A 16,047-nucleotide genomic window follows, 5' to 3' on the forward strand; every position below is an offset into this window, starting at 1 on the left:
CCCGCCGTAACGTGCGGATGAATTCCCTGTAAGGAAAGCCTTGCCTGCGTGATGTAAGGCACCAGTGCCGGTTTGCCCGTCGGGACTGATTTACGCCACACTGATGTTGTGAAAAACATGAGCCGTGACCAGAAGACAGGTGGAGTCGCCGTAGGCGCGCCCCGCCTGCCCGCTGGGCTCGACTCAGGGGCGGAGAACGGCACTCGGGCCCAGGTGGCGCGCCTCATCCTGGAACAGGGGCCCATCACGGCTTCTGCGCTGGGGGAGCGACTCGGGCTCACGCCATCGGCCATCCGTCGCCACCTTGACAACTTGATCGCCGAGGGCATGGTCCAGGCGCGCGACGCCCGTCCGCGCGGGCGTCGGGGGCGTGGCCGGCCCGCCCGCGTGTTCGCTATTACCGACGCCGGCCGCGATGCCTTCGTGCACGGCTATGACGATCTCGCCTCCAGCGCGTTGCGCTTTCTCGCCGAAACCGCGGGCCCAGAGGCCATCGGCGAGTTCGCGCGCCGCCAGGTAGCCGAACTCGAACGCCGCTACCGGCCCCTGCTGGCCAAGGTGCCCGCGCACCAGCGTGTCCGCCTGCTCGCAGAGGCCCTCTCCTCCGACGGCTACGCCGCCTCCGTGGGAGAGGCGCCGGCCCCCGGCGGGGGACAGCAGTTGTGCCAGCACCACTGCCCCGTCGCCCACGTGGCAGCCGAGTTCCCGCAACTGTGCGAGGCCGAGGTCGAATTGTTCGCCAGGCTGCTGGGAACACCGGTACGGCGGTTGGCCACCATCGCCCACGGCGACGGTGTCTGCACCACCCACGTCAGCCCCCGCGACCTCGCCGCCTCGGGCGCCACCGCGGGCGAGCCCGACTCCGCCGCCGTCGAGGCCACGTCAACCAGTACCAGCGAACTCGAGAAAGAAACAGCGACCCGACCGGCAGCCAGTGCCGGCGGGCCATCACATACAGGGACGTCTCGTCCAGGAGGATCCGCGTAATGACGTCTATCGCCCACCCCGAGCTTGAGGGGCTCGGCAACTACGAATACGGCTGGGCCGACCCCGATGTGGCCGGCGCGTCCGCGCGACGTGGCCTGAGCGAGGAGGTCGTCCGCGACATCTCCGCGCAGAAGGGCGAGCCGGAGTGGATGCGTGACCTTCGTCTCAAGGCCCTGCGGCTGTTCGACAAGAAGCCGATCCCCACGTGGGGCGCTGACCTCTCCGGTATCGACTTCGACCAGATCAAGTACTTCGTGCGCTCCACGGAGGAGCAGGCCACCTCCTGGGACGATCTGCCCGCCGACATCAAGAACACCTACGACAAGCTGGGCATCCCCGAGGCGGAGAAGCAGCGTCTCGTCGCCGGGGTCGCCGCGCAGTACGAGTCGGAGGTCGTCTACCACCAGATCCGCGAGGATCTGGAGGCCCAAGGCGTGCTCTTCCTCGACACCGACACCGCCCTGCGCGAGCACCCGGAACTGTTCCGCGAGTACTTCGGCACGGTCATCCCGCCCGGTGACAACAAGTTCGCCTCGCTCAACAGCGCCGTGTGGAGCGGCGGGTCCTTCATCTACGTGCCGCCGAACGTGCACGTGGAGATCCCGCTGCAAGCCTATTTCCGGATCAACACCGAGAACATGGGCCAGTTCGAGCGGACGCTGATCATCGTCGACGAGGGCGCCTACGTCCACTACGTCGAGGGCTGCACGGCCCCGATCTACAAGTCCGACTCGCTGCACTCGGCGGTGGTGGAGATCATCGTCAAGGAGAACGCCCGCTGCCGGTACACGACCATCCAGAACTGGTCGAACAACGTCTACAACCTGGTCACCAAGCGTGCCGTCGCCTACGAGGGCGCCACCATGGAGTGGATCGACGGCAACCTCGGCTCCCAGGTCACCATGAAGTACCCCGCCGTCTACCTCATGGGCGAGCACGCCAAGGGCGAGACCCTGTCGGTGGCCTTCGCCGGCGAGGGCCAGCACCAAGACGCCGGCTCCAAGATGGTGCACTGCGCGCCGAACACCTCCTCGACCATCGTGTCCAAGTCGGTCGCCCGCAGCGGTGGTCGGGCCTCGTACCGGGGGCTGGTCCAGGTGCAGGAGGGCGCCAACCACTCCAAGTCCACCGTCAAGTGTGACGCGCTGCTCATCGACACCGAGAGCCGTTCCGACACCTACCCCTACAACGACATCCGCGAAGACGACGTCGAGATGGGGCACGAGGCCACAGTCTCCAAGGTCAGCGAGGACCAGCTCTTTTACCTCATGAGCCGCGGCCTCGACGAGGACGAGGCTATGGCCATGATCGTGCGCGGCTTCGTCGAGCCCATCGCGCGCGAGCTGCCCATGGAGTACGCCCTCGAACTGAACCGGCTGATCGAACTGCAAATGGAAGGAGCCGTCGGTTAGGCATGGCCAGCCCCAATCTCGGCATCAAGGAGCACAGCCACGGGGGCGGGGACGTCCCCATCTCCCGGGTCGACGTCCACGGGTCCTTCGACCCGGCGGACTTCCCCAAGCCCACCGGGCGTGAGGAGGAGTGGCGTTTCACGCCACTGCGGCGGCTGCGTGGCCTGCACGACCGTACGGCCAGTTCAGCGGACGAACGCGGCGCGGTTTCGGTCGAAACCACCGCGCCGGAGGCGGTTTCGGTCGAGACGGTCGGCCGCGACGACGAGCGGCTCGCCCGTTCGTTTTTGCCCAACGACCGGGTGAGCGCTTTGGCCTACACCTCCTTCGAACAGGCCACCGTCGTCACGGTGCCCAAGGAGACCGAGGTCGACGACACGGTGTTCGTCCGTGTCAACGGCGTCGAGGACGGCCACGCCTACGGCCACATCCTCATCCACGCCCAGCGCCACAGCTCGGCCACCGTCGTGCTGGAGTACGCCGGCAACTGCGTCTACGCCGACAACGTCGAATTCGTCGTCGAGGACGGTGCCCGGCTCACCGTGGTCAGCCTGCAAGACTGGGCCGATGAGGCCGTGCACGTCTCGCACCAGTACACGCGGCTGGCTCGCGACGCCCAGTTCAAGAGCTTCGTGGTCACCCTCGGCGGCGACCTCGTGCGCCTTTCGCCCAGCGTGCGCTACGACGCTGCCGGCGGCGACGCCGAACTGCACGGGCTGTACTTCACCGGCGGGGGCCAGCACCACGAACACCGCTCCCTCATCGACCACAACGTCTCCAAGACGCGCAGCCGGGTCGACTACAAGGGCGCGCTCAGTGGCGAAGACGCGCACGCGGTATGGATCGGCGACGTCATCATCGGCGAAGGCACCGAGGGCACCGACTCCTACGAGCACAACCACAACCTGGTCCTCACCGACGGCACCCGGGTCGACTCCGTGCCCAACCTGGAGATCTTCACCGGCGAAGTCGAGGGCGCCGGCCACGCCAGCGCCAGTGGCCGCCTCGATGAGATCCACCTCTTCTACCTGATGTCGCGGGGAGTGCCCCAGCAGGAGGCCCGCCGGCTGGTCATCCGTGGCTTCTTCGCCGACTTCCTCAGCAGGATTGAGGTGCCGGAGCTACGGGACCGGATCATGGACGAGGTCGAGGAGAAGCTGGCCCAACACGAGTGACCGGAAAAAGCCATCCGGTCGCGGCAGTAACCGAATCAACCCACAACAGCATGTGACGGAAACAGCATGAGTGACGGATTCGTCAAGGTCTGTTCGCTGGGCGACATCCCCGATGAGGGAGCGCTCGGTGTGGAGATCGACGACACCCCGGTGGCGGTGGTGCGCAGCGAGGGAGAGGTGTTCGCCGTTAATGACATCTGCTCCCACGCCGAGGTGAACCTCTCCGAGGGAGAGGTCGAGGAGGGCACCATCGAGTGCTGGCTGCACGGCTCCTGCTTCGACCTGCGTTCGGGCGCGGCGATCAACCCTCCGGCCACCCAACCGGTAGCGACCTACGGTGTGAAGATCGAGGGCGACGACGTCTACGTGTCGCTGGACCAAAAGACTTCCTGAAGGATTCCTGAGGCAACAAGAGAAATGACCACATTCGAGATCCGCGGCGTGCGCGCCGACGTCCTCATCGGCCAGGAGAAGCGCGAGGAGATCCTCACAGGCGTCGACCTCACCATCAACTCCGGTGAGACCCACGCCATCATGGGCCCCAACGGCTCGGGTAAGTCCACCCTTGCCTACGCGATCGCCGGCCACCCCAAGTACGAGATCACCGAGGGCGACGTCCTCCTCGACGGCCAGAGCGTGCTGGAGATGAGCGTCGACGAGCGCGCCCGCGCCGGTCTGTTCCTGGCGATGCAGTACCCGGTGGAGGTCCCGGGCGTCTCCATGTCGAACTTCCTGCGCAGCGCGGTCACCGCTGTGCGCGGCGAGGCCCCGAAGCTGCGGACCTTCTCCAAGGAGTTGCAGGAGACGATGGGCAACCTCTCCATCGACGCCTCCTTCGCCGCCCGCGGCGTCAACGAGGGTTTCTCCGGCGGTGAGAAGAAGCGTCACGAGATCCTGCAACTTGAGTTGCTCAAGCCGAAGATGGCCATCCTCGACGAGACCGACTCCGGTCTCGACGTCGACGCGCTGAAGGTGGTCTCGGAGGGCATCAACCGGGCCCGCTCCGCCAGCGACGTCGGGGTCATGCTCATCACCCACTACACCCGCATCCTGCAACACGTGCGGCCGGACTATGTCCACGTCTTCGCCGGTGGTCGCATCGCCGAGTCCGGCGGTCCCGAGCTGGCCGACCGGCTGGAGGAGCAGGGCTACGAGCAGTTCGCGAAGGCGGGCGCGTCCCAGTGACTACCAGCGCGCTCCCAGGGCTGCTCGACGTCGACACGGTCCGGGCCGATTTCCCGATCCTGGCCCGGACCGTGCGCGCCGAGCAGCCGCTGGTGTATCTCGACTCCGGAGCCACCTCACAGAAGCCCCGGCAGGTTCTTGACGCCGAGCGGGAATTCTACGAGCGGCACAACGCCGCTGTGCACCGGGGCGCGCACCAGCTCGCGGAGGAGGCCACCGACGCCTACGAGGGCGCGCGCGCAACGATCGCGGCTTTCATCGGGGCCGACCCCGGCGAGGTGGTCTTCACCAAAAACGCCACCGAGGCCATCAACCTCGTCGCCTACGCCATGAGCAACGCCGCCACCGCCGGCGCCGAGTACGAGCGGTTCCGGGTGGGCCCCGGCGACGAGGTCGTGGTCACCGAGATGGAACACCACGCCAACCTGGTGCCATGGCAGGAGCTGTGCCGGCGCACCGGCGCCACCCTGCGCTGGTTCGGTGTCACCGAGGACGGTCGACTCGACCTTTCCACCCTCGACGAGGTGGTTAACGAGCGCACTCGGGTCGTGGCGTTGACCCATCAGTCCAATGTGCTTGGCACGGTCACCCCGGTTGAGACGGTCGCAACCCGGGCGCGTCAGGTCGGTGCGTTGGTGCTGCTCGACGCCGCACAGTCGGTGCCCCACATGCCGGTGGACGTGGCCACTCTCGACGTCGACTTCGTGGCCTTCTCCGGGCACAAGATGTGCGGACCCAACGGGATCGGTGTGCTGTGGGGGCGCCGCGAGCTGCTGGAGGCCATGCCTCCCTTCATCACCGGTGGCTCCATGATCGGTGTCGTGCACATCGACCACGCCACCTGGGCTGACCCGCCGCAGCGTTTCGAGGCGGGGGTGCCGATGGCGCCCCAGGCGGTGGGGCTCGCCGCGGCCTGCGACTACCTGAGCAGTATCGGCATGGATCGGGTGGCCGCCCACGAGCACGCGCTCGTCGAGTACGCGCTCAAGCAGGTCGCCGCGATCGACGGGGTACGCATCGTCGGCCCGGCCACGCCAGAGGATCGGGGCGCCGCGGTGTCGTTCGTCGTCGACGACATCCACCCCCACGATGTCGGTCAGGTCCTCGACGACCAGGGCATTGAGGTACGGGTGGGCCACCATTGCGCGTGGCCGCTGCACCGCCGCTTCCACACGGTTGCCACGACGCGCGCATCGTTTTACCTATACAACTCCCTCGCCGATATCGACACTCTTGTGGCGGGTATTCGGGCCACGCAGCGGTTCTTCGGTACCGCCTAGGAGGGCAGCTTGCGATGCAACTGGACGCGATGTACCAGGAGATCATCCTGGACCACTACCGCAACCCGCACAACAAGGGGTTGCGCGAGCCCTACAACGGCGAGTCCCACCACATCAACCCCACCTGCGGAGACGAGGTGACCCTGCGGGTCACGCTCAAACCGGCCGCCGAGGAGTTGGATGGCTCCGCCACGGTCAGCGACGTCTCCTACGACAGCATGGGCTGCTCCATCAGCCAGGCCAGTGCCTCGGTACTGACCGACCTGCTCATCGGCAAGACCGTTGACGAGGGCATGCGCATGCTGGACGAGTTCACCGAGCTGATGCACTCCAAGGGCCAGACCGAGCCCGACGAGGATGTGTTGGAGGACGCGGTGGCCTTCGCCGGCGTGTCGAAATACCCTGCCCGTATCAAGTGTGCCCTGCTCGCCTGGATGGCGTGGAAGGACGCAACCGTCAAGTCACTGGCGGCCCAATCAGCGGAATCGACCAAGGAGGGCGCCTCATGAGTGAGAACGAGACGGCGACGGCCGCCCCGCAGCAGAGCCACGAGGCGCTGCTGGAGGACATCACCGAGTCGATGAAGGACGTCATCGACCCCGAACTCGGCGTCAACGTGGTGGACCTCGGCCTGGTCTACGGGATCAACGCCGATGACGAGGCCGTCACGATCGACATGACGCTCACCAGTGCTGCCTGCCCCCTGACCGACGTCTTGGAGGACCAGGCGGCCAGCGCTCTGGCCGACTACGAGCGCGAAGTCAAGATCAACTGGGTCTGGATGCCCCCGTGGGGCCCCGACAAGATCACCGAGGACGGGCGCGACCAGCTCAGGATGCTCGGTTTCAACGTCTAGCGGTCCGTTTCGGCTCCGGTGGCCCCACCGGAGCCGAAACGCTGCCGTGTTTTCCTGGGGCTGCCGGGGCCGCCACGGCGTCCCTTGCGGAGCTCCCCTAGTGCGCAGCGTAGAGGGTGGGCCGTAGTTCGCTGACGATGTCGGTGTCGCCCCGCTTGTTCAGCAGCTCCATCAGGTGCGCGGTGTCGGTGTGGCCCTCTCCGTCGGCGCTGATGCGCCGCGCGATGATCTCCAGCGCTTCCTCGGTCGACGCCGGGGCGGTATAGCCGATCAGATGCAGCGCCCGGCTCGTGGGGCTGTGGTCGCTCAGGTCGGTTCCAGGCAGCCGGCGGGCGTCGAGACGGTCCCCCTGGACCGTGATGAATACACGGTCACCGGGCTGGGCCCCTTGCCGCTTGAGGAGGGGGCGCAACGAGTCGAACGCCGCCTGGTCACGCCAGACCAAGACGAGCAGGTCCGCCCCCGGCGCCGTCAGGCACAACAGCCGTCCCGGTTGCAGTCCCAGGTAGGTGGCATACCCCGGTGGGACGCTGACGGGAGCGCCGTTGAGATGGTCGGCGGTGACGTCGACCCGGTGCCACCAGCGTCCGTCAGGGGCGCGGAAGCAGCGCGCTGAGGTCGCGACATCGGGCGAGGATTCCTGAGCGGGCGAGGGCGCGGCACCGCTGCGTTTGCGGATGGGCAGCCCGTTGGCCGTGGTGGTCCCCATCGCGGTCGCCGTGCGTGCCTCTTGGGCCAGCGCCGCGTGCGCGGCAAGCCCCGGCGAGGGGGGCGGTGTCTCCATCGTGACCGAGGAGTCGACCAAGACCTGATTGTCGTGGATGCTCACGCCGGGGGTGCTCAGCAGCCAGGCGCGCAGCGCCTGCGGGCGTATCCCCAGGCGCGACAGTTGCGTCCCCGCTTCTTCGACGCTGGGTTGGCTGGAGACGATCTCTCGGGTTTGCCACCGCAGTTGGTGCGGGTCGGTGGCCACGAGCCAGCCGTTGTCCATCCGGCGGTCGGTGAACAGGGTGATGATGACCCGCCACAGTGGCGTGTTCAGTGACGGGATCTCCACGGAGTGCTCGGGATGGGCGCTGATGAGGTGGTCGATGGTGGCGGCGATGCCCAGTTGCTCGGAGATATCGCGCAGGTGAGCGGTGACCGGTGCCCCCGCTGTCGAGTGCAGCCATTGCAGCAGCCGTTCCTCGACACTGCGTTGGGCGTTGCGGATCTCGCCGATGTCGACCCCCAGTTGGTCGGCCATGACCCGGATGCTGATGGGGTCGGCGGCGAAGAGGCGCTCAGCGGCCACGGTGCGCTCTAGATCGTTCCATCCGGCGAATAGTTGGTCGAGCAGATCGACCAGCGGGCGCTCGCCCGCGGGGGGAGTCCGTGGAGCCGCTTCACTCTCGCCGTGCCCTTCGGCGTGGTCGCGCATCCCCTTGGGCGGTCCGAAAGCGGGCCGGCGCAGCGTGCGCCCAGGCCCGATCAGGGAGCTGCCCGCCCGCTTGGTCAGGCCGGCGGAGGAGCGTTCCGGGGCACGCGGGCTTTCAGCCGGCGATTCGAGTTGGGAATCGTCACGGTTGGCGCGCAGTGCCCGCAGTGTGCGGATCGCCCGCGTGGCCGGACTCTGCGGCGGCGTCTCCTCGGCGGGGGTGTCGGTGGCGGCCCCAGCGCCCGTGGCGTTGGTGAGGTAAGACAGCGCGTTGTGCACGTGTTCGGGAGCCGAGGCCGGTATCCAGTTGGCGATCGTGCGCACCGCCTCCACCATGAGCGCGGGAGAGGGAGCGGGGCCGGTGGTGGTGTCGCGGGTGAAGGGGTGGACGGCCCGCCACATCACCGTGCTGACGACCTCGACCAGCCCGCAATTGTCGGGAAAACCCCACTCCCGCATCGCCTTGGGGGAGGTCGCCACCAGGTTCTCCCAACCGCCGGCGGTAGCCAGGACGGTTCCGCGCACCGGCTCGGCGATCTCGTCGAGCTCCACGGGCAGTGCGCGCAGGGTAGGGAGGAACTCCTCCAACGCCAGATGGTCCCACTGTTCCACGGCCAGTCGCGCCAGGCAGTGGGCGAGCCAGGTGGGGCCGGCGATATCGAGAACCCGGGGCAGTGGCAGGGAGCGCCACCACCCCTCCACAAGCCGCTGGTGCCCCAGGATGTGTTCCACATCGGCGGCTTTGCACCAGCGGAGGGCGGGGGCGAGGTCGGTGAGGCAGATCGGGGAGACGGCGTTCATCTGCTGGGGACCTCGACCTCCTGGCATACGGCTCGCGGCGCGCGGGCAAAACGGTGCTGGCGCTCGGTTGCACCTTCCACCCTACGCGCCCGCGCGCGGGTACGGATGGTAAGCGCCGATTCTGCGCGCTACCGCACTTTCACACGGGCAGGCATGCTTTCCGGCACGCCGGTGGGGGGCCGGTTTCCGGTAAAGCGATAGGACTTCCCGCTGATCGTACGTGCGGTTGTCCTACATGGGTAGTCCCGCTCTCGGTTGGGAGTGAGAACGGAGCAGGGGCCCCATCGCGCGCCAGGTGGGCACGCTATTTCCACAAAGATCGTCATGCGCGTGTGTGAGTCACGTCACAGTGTAAAGCAGGAGGTGAGACCCGTCCACAACTGCTGGTGTTCCGTTCTTTCCCTGCCCCACGGCGTCGGTGGCCACACCCTACGGCCGCCTCGTTTCTCGCGCGGTGTCCGGCGTGGGCTTGGCACGTATCCGGCGGTATGCTTGTAAAGTCTCGTGCTTGTGCTCCGCAGGCCCGGCGCCCCAACCCCCGGCGCAGCGATGCGCGCACGCGAGTCGTCCCGCGATGCGCTAGCGAGCGGTGTGATGTGCACGAGCGGACGAGCTGGATGATGGGTGATCGTGACTGACCTGGAGATGAATCCCCCTGACCGCGCTCAGGCGGAGAGCCCGGCGGTCATACGTTCCTACGTGGCGCTCGGGGACAGCATTACCGAAGGGCTCGAAGACACCGGCCCCGACGGCTCCTACCGTGGTTTCGCTGACCGGCTCGCCGAACATCTGGGAGCCCACATCCCCGGCTTTCGCTACGCCAACCTCGCGGTGCGAGGGCGTCGCATGCGTCATATCTTCGGCGAGCAGTTGGAGCAGACGCTCAAACTCGCTCCCCACCTGGCGACCGTGTACGCGGGGGGAAACGACGTGCTGCGCCCCAACACCGACCTCGATCGGTTAGCGGACTGGTACGAAGCCGCCATTCGCCGCCTGCGCGAGGCCGGCATCCGCGTCGTCATCCTCTCCGGCCACGACACCGGCTGGGTTCCGATACTGCGGGTCTACCGCGGCCGGATCGCGGTCTTCAGTATGCACCTACGCGCCATCGCCGAGCGCACCGGCAGTGACATCGTCGACTTGTGGTCGATGGAGGCGCTCAACGATCCCCGTGCCTGGAGCCCCGACCGGTTGCACTTCAACGCAGCAGGCCACCACATCGTCGCCGCCCGCATCGCCGACCTTTTGGACTACCCTTTCGGCGAGCGCGACGTCTGGGCGCGTCCTTGGACCACTCCGCTTCCTCAGTTGCCGCGCGTCCTGCAACGCAGGGAGAACTTCCGCTGGGCGCGTCGGCACCTGATCCCCTGGCTTGGCCGGCGCGCACTCGGGCGCTCCTCTGGCGACGGCCTCGCCCCCAAGCGTCCCGAACTCACCCCGGTGAGCCCAGTCTCACCGGTGACTCCCGCCGAGCCCGCACGCCCCGAAGCCACCGTCACCGAAACGACCAGGGCGCAGTCCTCACCGCAACACGAGCCGCACCAGTGAGGGCTCCCGGCGGGCACCGGTGCCCGCCGGGCCGGGGGGGACCGAGCGGAGTCGGCTAGCGAGACAGCCCCCGGATCAGGTCACTCACGTGCACCACGCCGATGCACTGGCCGAACTCGTTGACTGCGATCAGGTCGTCGTAGATCCGTTCTCGGCTCTGGTCGACACCGGCGACGCGCAAAGCGGCGAGCGCCGGCATCTGGCGCGCGATGGTACGCGGTTCGTCGGCGAGCCGCCGGGCCGGTCGCTTAGCGTGCAGTGCGTGTCCGTAGGGGCCGGTGATGGCCAACAAGAACCGGGAACGGTCCACTGACCCCACCGGCCGGTCCCGGTGGTCGAGCAGGATGATGCTGTTGAGGGCGGTGTTCTCGGTGAAGCTGTCGAGGACGTCCTCGCATTTGGCATCCGCAGCCATGGTGAATGGCGGGACCATGTACTCTGCGACGGTCGTGCTGGTGTCGGTGGCCATGCCGCCGTCCAACATCGGCGGCGCCGGCAGCGGATTGACCCGGTCGCCGGGCAGCCACTCCGGCCCGGCGAACAGCGGCCCCTGCGCCAGGCGCACTCCGACCTGCCGTAGCCGGTTGAGTTGCGCCGAGGTGTCCACCCCACTGGCCAGGGGGAAGATTCCGCTGCCGCACCCCATCCGGGCCAGTCCCTCGACGACGGCGCTGCGGCGCGTATCATCGGGGATTCCCGCGACGAGCGAGGCGTCGATCCGAAACAGGAAGGGGTTGGTCTCTAGGAGGAGGTCAGGGGCGATCTGTCCGGTGCCGAACGCGAATCGGAAACCCAACTCGCGTACCTGCCCCAGACTCTGGAGGAGCTGTTCGCGGGGCAACGTGCGCAGATCGGTGTCGATGACTAACGTGATCTCGCGGGGCCGTCTCCCCATGCGCCGCACGGTCTTTTCCACTAGGGCGAGGGGGCCAAGCCCGGACAGCAGGGTGCTGGCCGCTATGGGCAGTACCAGTGGCAAGGATGTTTGGTAGGCCGCGACGCGGCGCACGAGCCGCGACACGACCTCGGCGTCGGTCTCAGGGTCACTGGAGACGCTTCCCCCCTCCACAGGCCGTTCCACCTCGATGGCGAGGACCTCACCGGAGTCGAGGTCGACGATGGGGTGGAACGGGGGAGCGCCATCCTTCGGTTCGTCACTGGGGGCATTGACAGTGGCGAGGGCGGTTCCGGAGCGCTCGCCGCTCTGAAGGAAATCTTGCTGCGGGGACACTTCCCCATCTTGGCGTCGCCCCCTGTTCTTGTAGAGGGGGGTGCGCGGAAGTTCAGACGCTCTTCGGTCGCGCGCGATCCGTTATTCACGCTGGGGCAGCGGCCCGGAACCGGGCAGGGCGGACTGTAGGCGCGTCCCTACCGCCTGCGAGACACAAAAACCCATTTTGCTGGATTTTGACGGTGATCGCCACCGCAATCACACCATCAATGGCACGAAATCTGCTGTGCCAGTCATCACTGGCCGTGTCACGGTGACAACGGCGGCTCTCGTTTGCCCCGTGGCCCAGTCGACAGCAGCGGCGAGCCATACCCCGTAACGAGACGGCCAGGCGAACCGGGAGGGGGAGTGGCCCGTGGATGACGCTGCTTGCACTCCCGTTGTCACCGCAGCCGAGGCGACACCGGCTAACTCCTCAGACGTAAGGGGGCACTCGGTTGCGCGGTGAAGCGGGAGAGGCTGTGCCGCGACTGCGGTTCGAAACCTGAGAGTGCCGGCCGGGCTCACCCGGCTGGCACTCTCAGGTTCCGCCGGCTACGCGCTCTTCGGGATCTAGGGACGCCGGAAGGCGAGGGCGACGTTGTGTCCTCCGAACCCGAACCCCTGGTTGATGGCGGCGATGGCGCCAGCGGAAAGCTCGCGCGGCTTGTCACGGGCGATGTCGACCACGACGCCTTCGTCGAGCTCATCGATGTTGATGGTGGGCGGGATCTGGCCGTGGTAAAGAGCCAGGATGGTCGCGATGGACTCCACGACTCCCGCGCCGCCCAACAGGTGGCCGGTCATAGATTTGGTCGAGGTGACCACTACCTGATCGGCGCTGTCTCCCAACGCCTTGCGGATGGCGACCGTCTCGCCCACGTCGCCCATAGGGGTCGAGGTGGCGTGGGCGTTGATGTGAGCGATGTCGGCCGGCCGCAGCTCGGCGTCGGCCAGCACGTTGGCGATGGCGCGGGCTTGGCCCTCACCCTCGGGGTCGGGAGCCACGATGTCGTAGCCATCGTTGGAGTAGCCGGAGCCGGCGGCCACAGCATAGACCCGTGCCCCACGCGCTGCCGCGTGCTCGGCCGACTCCAAGACCACCATCCCGGCGCCTTCGCCCATGACGAAGCCGTCACGGTTGACGTCCCACGGCCGTGATGCCCCTTGCGGGTCCTCGTTGTGTGTCGACAGGGCCCGCATCGAGGCGAAGGCCGCGATGTTGAGCGGGTGGATGGCGGCCTCGGTCCCGCCGGCCAGCACCACGTCGGCCCGCCCGGAACGGATCATCGCCACCGCGTCACCGATGGCCTCGGCGCTGGAGGCGCACGCGCTGACCGGGGCGTGCGCACCGGCCTGGGTGGAGAATTCCAGCGCGACCGCAGCCGAGGAGCTGTTGGGCATCAACATCGGCACGGTGAAGGGCGAGACGCGCTTCCAGCCTTTCTCCCGGAAGACGTCGTACTGGTTGAGGGTGGTCAGGATGCCCCCGATACCGCTGCTGACGACAGCTCCCAGCCGCACCGGGTCGACCTCGGGCGAACCAGCGTCCTCCCAGGCTTCGTGGGCACAGATCAAAGCGAACTGCTGAGTACGGTCGAGCCGGCGCAGGCGGTGGCGCGCCAGCTTGGTCGAAGGCTCCTCGGCGGCGAGTCCGGCGAAATGGACGGGCAGCTCCGAGACCCAGTCCTCTTCGATGGTCTGGACGCCCGATCGGCCTTCGAGAAGCGCGGACCAGGTCGTGGCCAGGTCACCTCCCAGAGGAGTGGTAGCGCCAAGGCCAGTGACGACGACATCGGTGTTACTCAACGGCCGATCGCCCCTTCTCGTGTCGCGGCCGATCCCCGAACGTGGGCGCCGGTGGATACGGACGAGTAGATACTGAATGGGTTCGGGTGAAGCGGGCGGGGGTGTCCCCGCCCGCGCTGCGGCTACTTCTGGATGAAGTTGATCACGTCTTGGACCGTCTTGAGGTCCTTGAGCTGGTCGTCAGGGATCTCCACACCGAAGCGGTCCTGGGCGGCGACGGCGATCTCGACCATCGACAGCGAGTCGATGTCGAGGTCGTCGACGAAGCTTTTCTCGGGCTTGACGTCGTCGGCGGGGACGCCTGCGATCTCGTCGATGATCTCGCCGAGGCCGGCCAGGATCTCCTGCTCGGAGTGCGCCATGTGAGTTCTCCTTACGCCTGATGGTCGGTCGCCGTGGGCCCAAGCGTGCGGCGCGTGGGCCCCGGGCATTGATCTAGGGAATCCGCAGTACCTGTGCCGCGTAGGTCAGGCCAGCGCCGAATCCCAAGGCAAGCACAGTGCTGCCCGATGGCAGTTCCCCTCGTCCGATCATGCGCGCGAGCGCCAAAGGAATGGATGCGGACGAAGTGTTGCCCGAGGTGACAATATCGCGGGCGATGATGGCCTGCGGCGCATCCAGTTTGCGGGCGATGGCCTCGACAATGCGGAGGTTCGCCTGATGGGGCACGAACGCGGTGAGTTCGGAAGGGGCCACTCCAGCGCGCTCCAGCGCGGCTATGGCCACCGGGTAAAGCTCGGTGGTGGTCCACCGGAAGACGGTCTGTCCCTCTTGATAGAGGTACTTGTTCTCTCGCAGGTAGATCTTGTCGGCGTTCTCCCCGGAGCTTCCCCAGACGACGGGGCCGATCTCGGGGGGATCGGCAGGTCCCACGACCGCGGCACCGGCGCCATCGGCGAAGATCACACACGTGGAGCGGTCGTCCCAGTCCAGCCAGTCGGAGAGTTTCTCCGAGCCGATGACGAGCACATGGTGCGCGGAGCCGCAGCGTACCGCGTCTGAGGCTAGGCTCAGCGCGTAGCAGAAGCCGGCGCAGGCGGCGTTGACGTCAAAGGCGCCGGGGGCCGCGATGCCCAGCCGTGCGGCCACCGAGGCCGAAGCGTTGGGGATCTGGTCGGTCTGGGTACAGGTGGCGACGATCACGAGATCGATCTCGTCGGGGGGGAGTCCGCTGGTGGCCAGAGCCTTGCCGCCGGCGGCAACGGCCATGTCGACCACGCTTTCCTCGCTCTCAGCGAAGCGCCTTTCCCGGATACCGACCCGGCTTTGAATCCATTCGTCATTGGTGTCGACCCGCTTGGCGAGGTCGTGGTTGGTCACGACGTGAGCCGGCTGGTACTCGCCGAAGGCGAGGACACGGGCACCCGCGGGAGTCGAGGAGAGGTTCATCACGCACGCCCTTTCACGTCAGCTTCGGGCTGACTCGCGTGTTCCTTGATCAGCTCCCGGGCCGCGGGCAGATCATCGGGGGTTTTGACCGCCAGTCGCTGCACGCCGGGCATGGTCCGCTTGGCCAGCCCCGTCAAGGTGCCGGCGGGAGGGAGTTCGATCAAAGCGGTGGCCTCCAGTTCGATCAGCGTCTCCTGACAGAGATCCCACCGCACGGGCGTGCTGATTTGGGTGACAATGCGGTCAAGACAGCCGCTGCCGCTGGCGACCTCGGCGCCGTCGCGGTTCGACAGTAGCCGGGTTCGGGGAGCGGTAGGGGAAAGGGTATCGGCCACGGTGCGGACCCGGTCCACGGCGGGCGCCATGTGGTGAGTGTGGAAGGCACCCGCCACGCTCAAGGAACGTAGCCGCGCACGTGCCGGCGGAGCCGCGGCGAACGCGTCGAGCTGCTCTCGCGTGCCGGCGACGACGAGCTGCCCCGCGCCGTTGTCGTTGGCCGCGGTCAGCCCCGCCGCCTCGACCGCGGCGAGTACCTCGTCGCGGTCACCCCCCAATACCGCGGTCATGCCCGTCGACGTCGCCGCTGACGCCTCGGCCATGCCAAGGCCGCGCTCGCGGATGAGCAGCAGCGCCTCTTCGGGGGACAGCACGCCGGCCAGGCTCGCCGCGGTGATCTCGCCGACACTGTGGCCGGCCACGACGTCGGCCGACTCGGGAACGCGGTCGAGTTCGCCCAGTAAAGCGGTGGCCGCGGCCAGTCCTGCACTGACCAACAGCGGCTGGGCGACGGCCGTGTCGCGGATCTCCTCTTGGTCGGCGGTGACGCCGTAACGCTTCAGATCGATTCCTACGACCGATGACCACTGCTCAAACAGTTCCGACATTCCGGACAGTTCGAGCCATGGGGCGAGGAAACCGGGAACTTGGGCACCTTGGCCAGGAGCGACAATCACAAGCACGACACCCAGCCTGCCCTGG

General features: G+C 67.4%; 15 protein-coding genes. 9 read left to right on the forward strand and 6 right to left on the reverse strand.

Annotation, left to right across the window (positions count from 1 at the left end):
• Positions 1-117 precede the first annotated feature (117 nt).
• The 8 genes from ABD848_RS02520 (at position 118) to ABD848_RS02555 (ending at position 6,895) form a co-directional block, all read left to right on the forward strand.
• On the forward strand, positions 118-987 hold the full coding sequence (locus tag ABD848_RS02520) for a helix-turn-helix transcriptional regulator (protein WP_344966841.1): 870 nt from the start codon (positions 118-120) through the stop codon (positions 985-987).
• Entirely contained in the window at positions 987-2,399 is a 1,413-nt protein-coding gene (sufB, locus tag ABD848_RS02525) for a Fe-S cluster assembly protein SufB (protein WP_344966843.1), read from the forward strand. Before ABD848_RS02520 ends, sufB begins: the two co-directional genes overlap by 1 nt.
• Positions 2,400-2,401: 2 nt before the next feature.
• Positions 2,402-3,574: a Fe-S cluster assembly protein SufD gene (gene sufD, locus ABD848_RS02530; RefSeq protein ID WP_344966845.1), complete on the forward strand. Its 1,173-nt coding sequence runs from the start codon at positions 2,402-2,404 to the stop codon at positions 3,572-3,574.
• 66 nt (positions 3,575-3,640) lie between these two features.
• Positions 3,641-3,967: a non-heme iron oxygenase ferredoxin subunit gene (locus ABD848_RS02535; RefSeq protein WP_344966847.1), complete on the forward strand. Its 327-nt coding sequence runs from the start codon at positions 3,641-3,643 to the stop codon at positions 3,965-3,967.
• 24 nt (positions 3,968-3,991) lie between these two features.
• On the forward strand, positions 3,992-4,759 hold the full coding sequence (sufC, locus tag ABD848_RS02540; RefSeq protein WP_344966849.1) for a Fe-S cluster assembly ATPase SufC: 768 nt from the start codon (positions 3,992-3,994) through the stop codon (positions 4,757-4,759).
• Positions 4,756-6,039, forward strand: a complete 1,284-nt coding sequence (locus tag ABD848_RS02545; RefSeq protein WP_344966851.1) for an aminotransferase class V-fold PLP-dependent enzyme — start codon at positions 4,756-4,758, stop codon at positions 6,037-6,039. Before sufC ends, ABD848_RS02545 begins: the two co-directional genes overlap by 4 nt.
• A 14-nt stretch (positions 6,040-6,053) precedes the next feature.
• The gene (sufU, locus tag ABD848_RS02550) at positions 6,054-6,548 is read left to right on the forward strand and encodes a Fe-S cluster assembly sulfur transfer protein SufU (protein WP_344966853.1); all 495 of its coding nucleotides are present in this window, start codon (positions 6,054-6,056) and stop codon (positions 6,546-6,548) included.
• Positions 6,545-6,895: a metal-sulfur cluster assembly factor gene (locus tag ABD848_RS02555; RefSeq protein ID WP_344966855.1), complete on the forward strand. Its 351-nt coding sequence runs from the start codon at positions 6,545-6,547 to the stop codon at positions 6,893-6,895. Before sufU ends, ABD848_RS02555 begins: the two co-directional genes overlap by 4 nt.
• 97 nt (positions 6,896-6,992) lie before the next feature.
• On the opposite strand, the gene ABD848_RS02560 is transcribed toward ABD848_RS02555, so the two are convergent.
• Positions 6,993-9,113, reverse strand: coding sequence for a hypothetical protein (locus ABD848_RS02560; RefSeq protein WP_344966857.1), 2,121 nt, complete (start codon positions 9,111-9,113; stop codon positions 6,993-6,995).
• Positions 9,114-9,812: 699 nt separating this feature from the next.
• Here ABD848_RS02560 and ABD848_RS02565 point away from each other — a divergent pair.
• Positions 9,813-10,661, forward strand: coding sequence for an SGNH/GDSL hydrolase family protein (locus tag ABD848_RS02565; protein WP_344967308.1), 849 nt, complete (start codon positions 9,813-9,815; stop codon positions 10,659-10,661).
• 55 nt (positions 10,662-10,716) lie between these two features.
• Here the strand turns inward: ABD848_RS02565 and ABD848_RS02570 are convergent, their stop codons facing one another.
• The 5 genes from ABD848_RS02570 to ABD848_RS02590 all read right to left on the reverse strand — a co-directional run bounded on the left by ABD848_RS02570 (position 10,717) and on the right by ABD848_RS02590 (position 16,028).
• Positions 10,717-11,892, reverse strand: a complete 1,176-nt coding sequence (locus tag ABD848_RS02570; RefSeq protein ID WP_344966859.1) for an EAL domain-containing protein — start codon at positions 11,890-11,892, stop codon at positions 10,717-10,719.
• Between the two features lie 552 nt (positions 11,893-12,444).
• Positions 12,445-13,680 (reverse strand): beta-ketoacyl-[acyl-carrier-protein] synthase family protein, encoded by a 1,236-nt coding sequence (locus ABD848_RS02575; protein WP_344966861.1) that lies wholly within the window; start codon positions 13,678-13,680, stop codon positions 12,445-12,447.
• 122 nt (positions 13,681-13,802) lie between these two features.
• Positions 13,803-14,042: an acyl carrier protein gene (locus tag ABD848_RS02580; RefSeq protein ID WP_344966863.1), complete on the reverse strand. Its 240-nt coding sequence runs from the start codon at positions 14,040-14,042 to the stop codon at positions 13,803-13,805.
• Between the two features lie 73 nt (positions 14,043-14,115).
• Entirely contained in the window at positions 14,116-15,069 is a 954-nt protein-coding gene (locus tag ABD848_RS02585) for a beta-ketoacyl-ACP synthase III (RefSeq protein WP_344966865.1), read from the reverse strand.
• Positions 15,069-16,028: an ACP S-malonyltransferase gene (locus ABD848_RS02590; protein ID WP_344966867.1), complete on the reverse strand. Its 960-nt coding sequence runs from the start codon at positions 16,026-16,028 to the stop codon at positions 15,069-15,071. Before ABD848_RS02590 ends, ABD848_RS02585 begins: the two co-directional genes overlap by 1 nt.
• Between the last annotated feature and the right edge of the window lie 19 nt (positions 16,029-16,047).

The organism is Salinactinospora qingdaonensis (assembly GCF_039539445.1).
GTDB classification, from domain to species: Bacteria; Actinomycetota; Actinomycetes; order Streptosporangiales; family Streptosporangiaceae; genus Salinactinospora; species Salinactinospora qingdaonensis.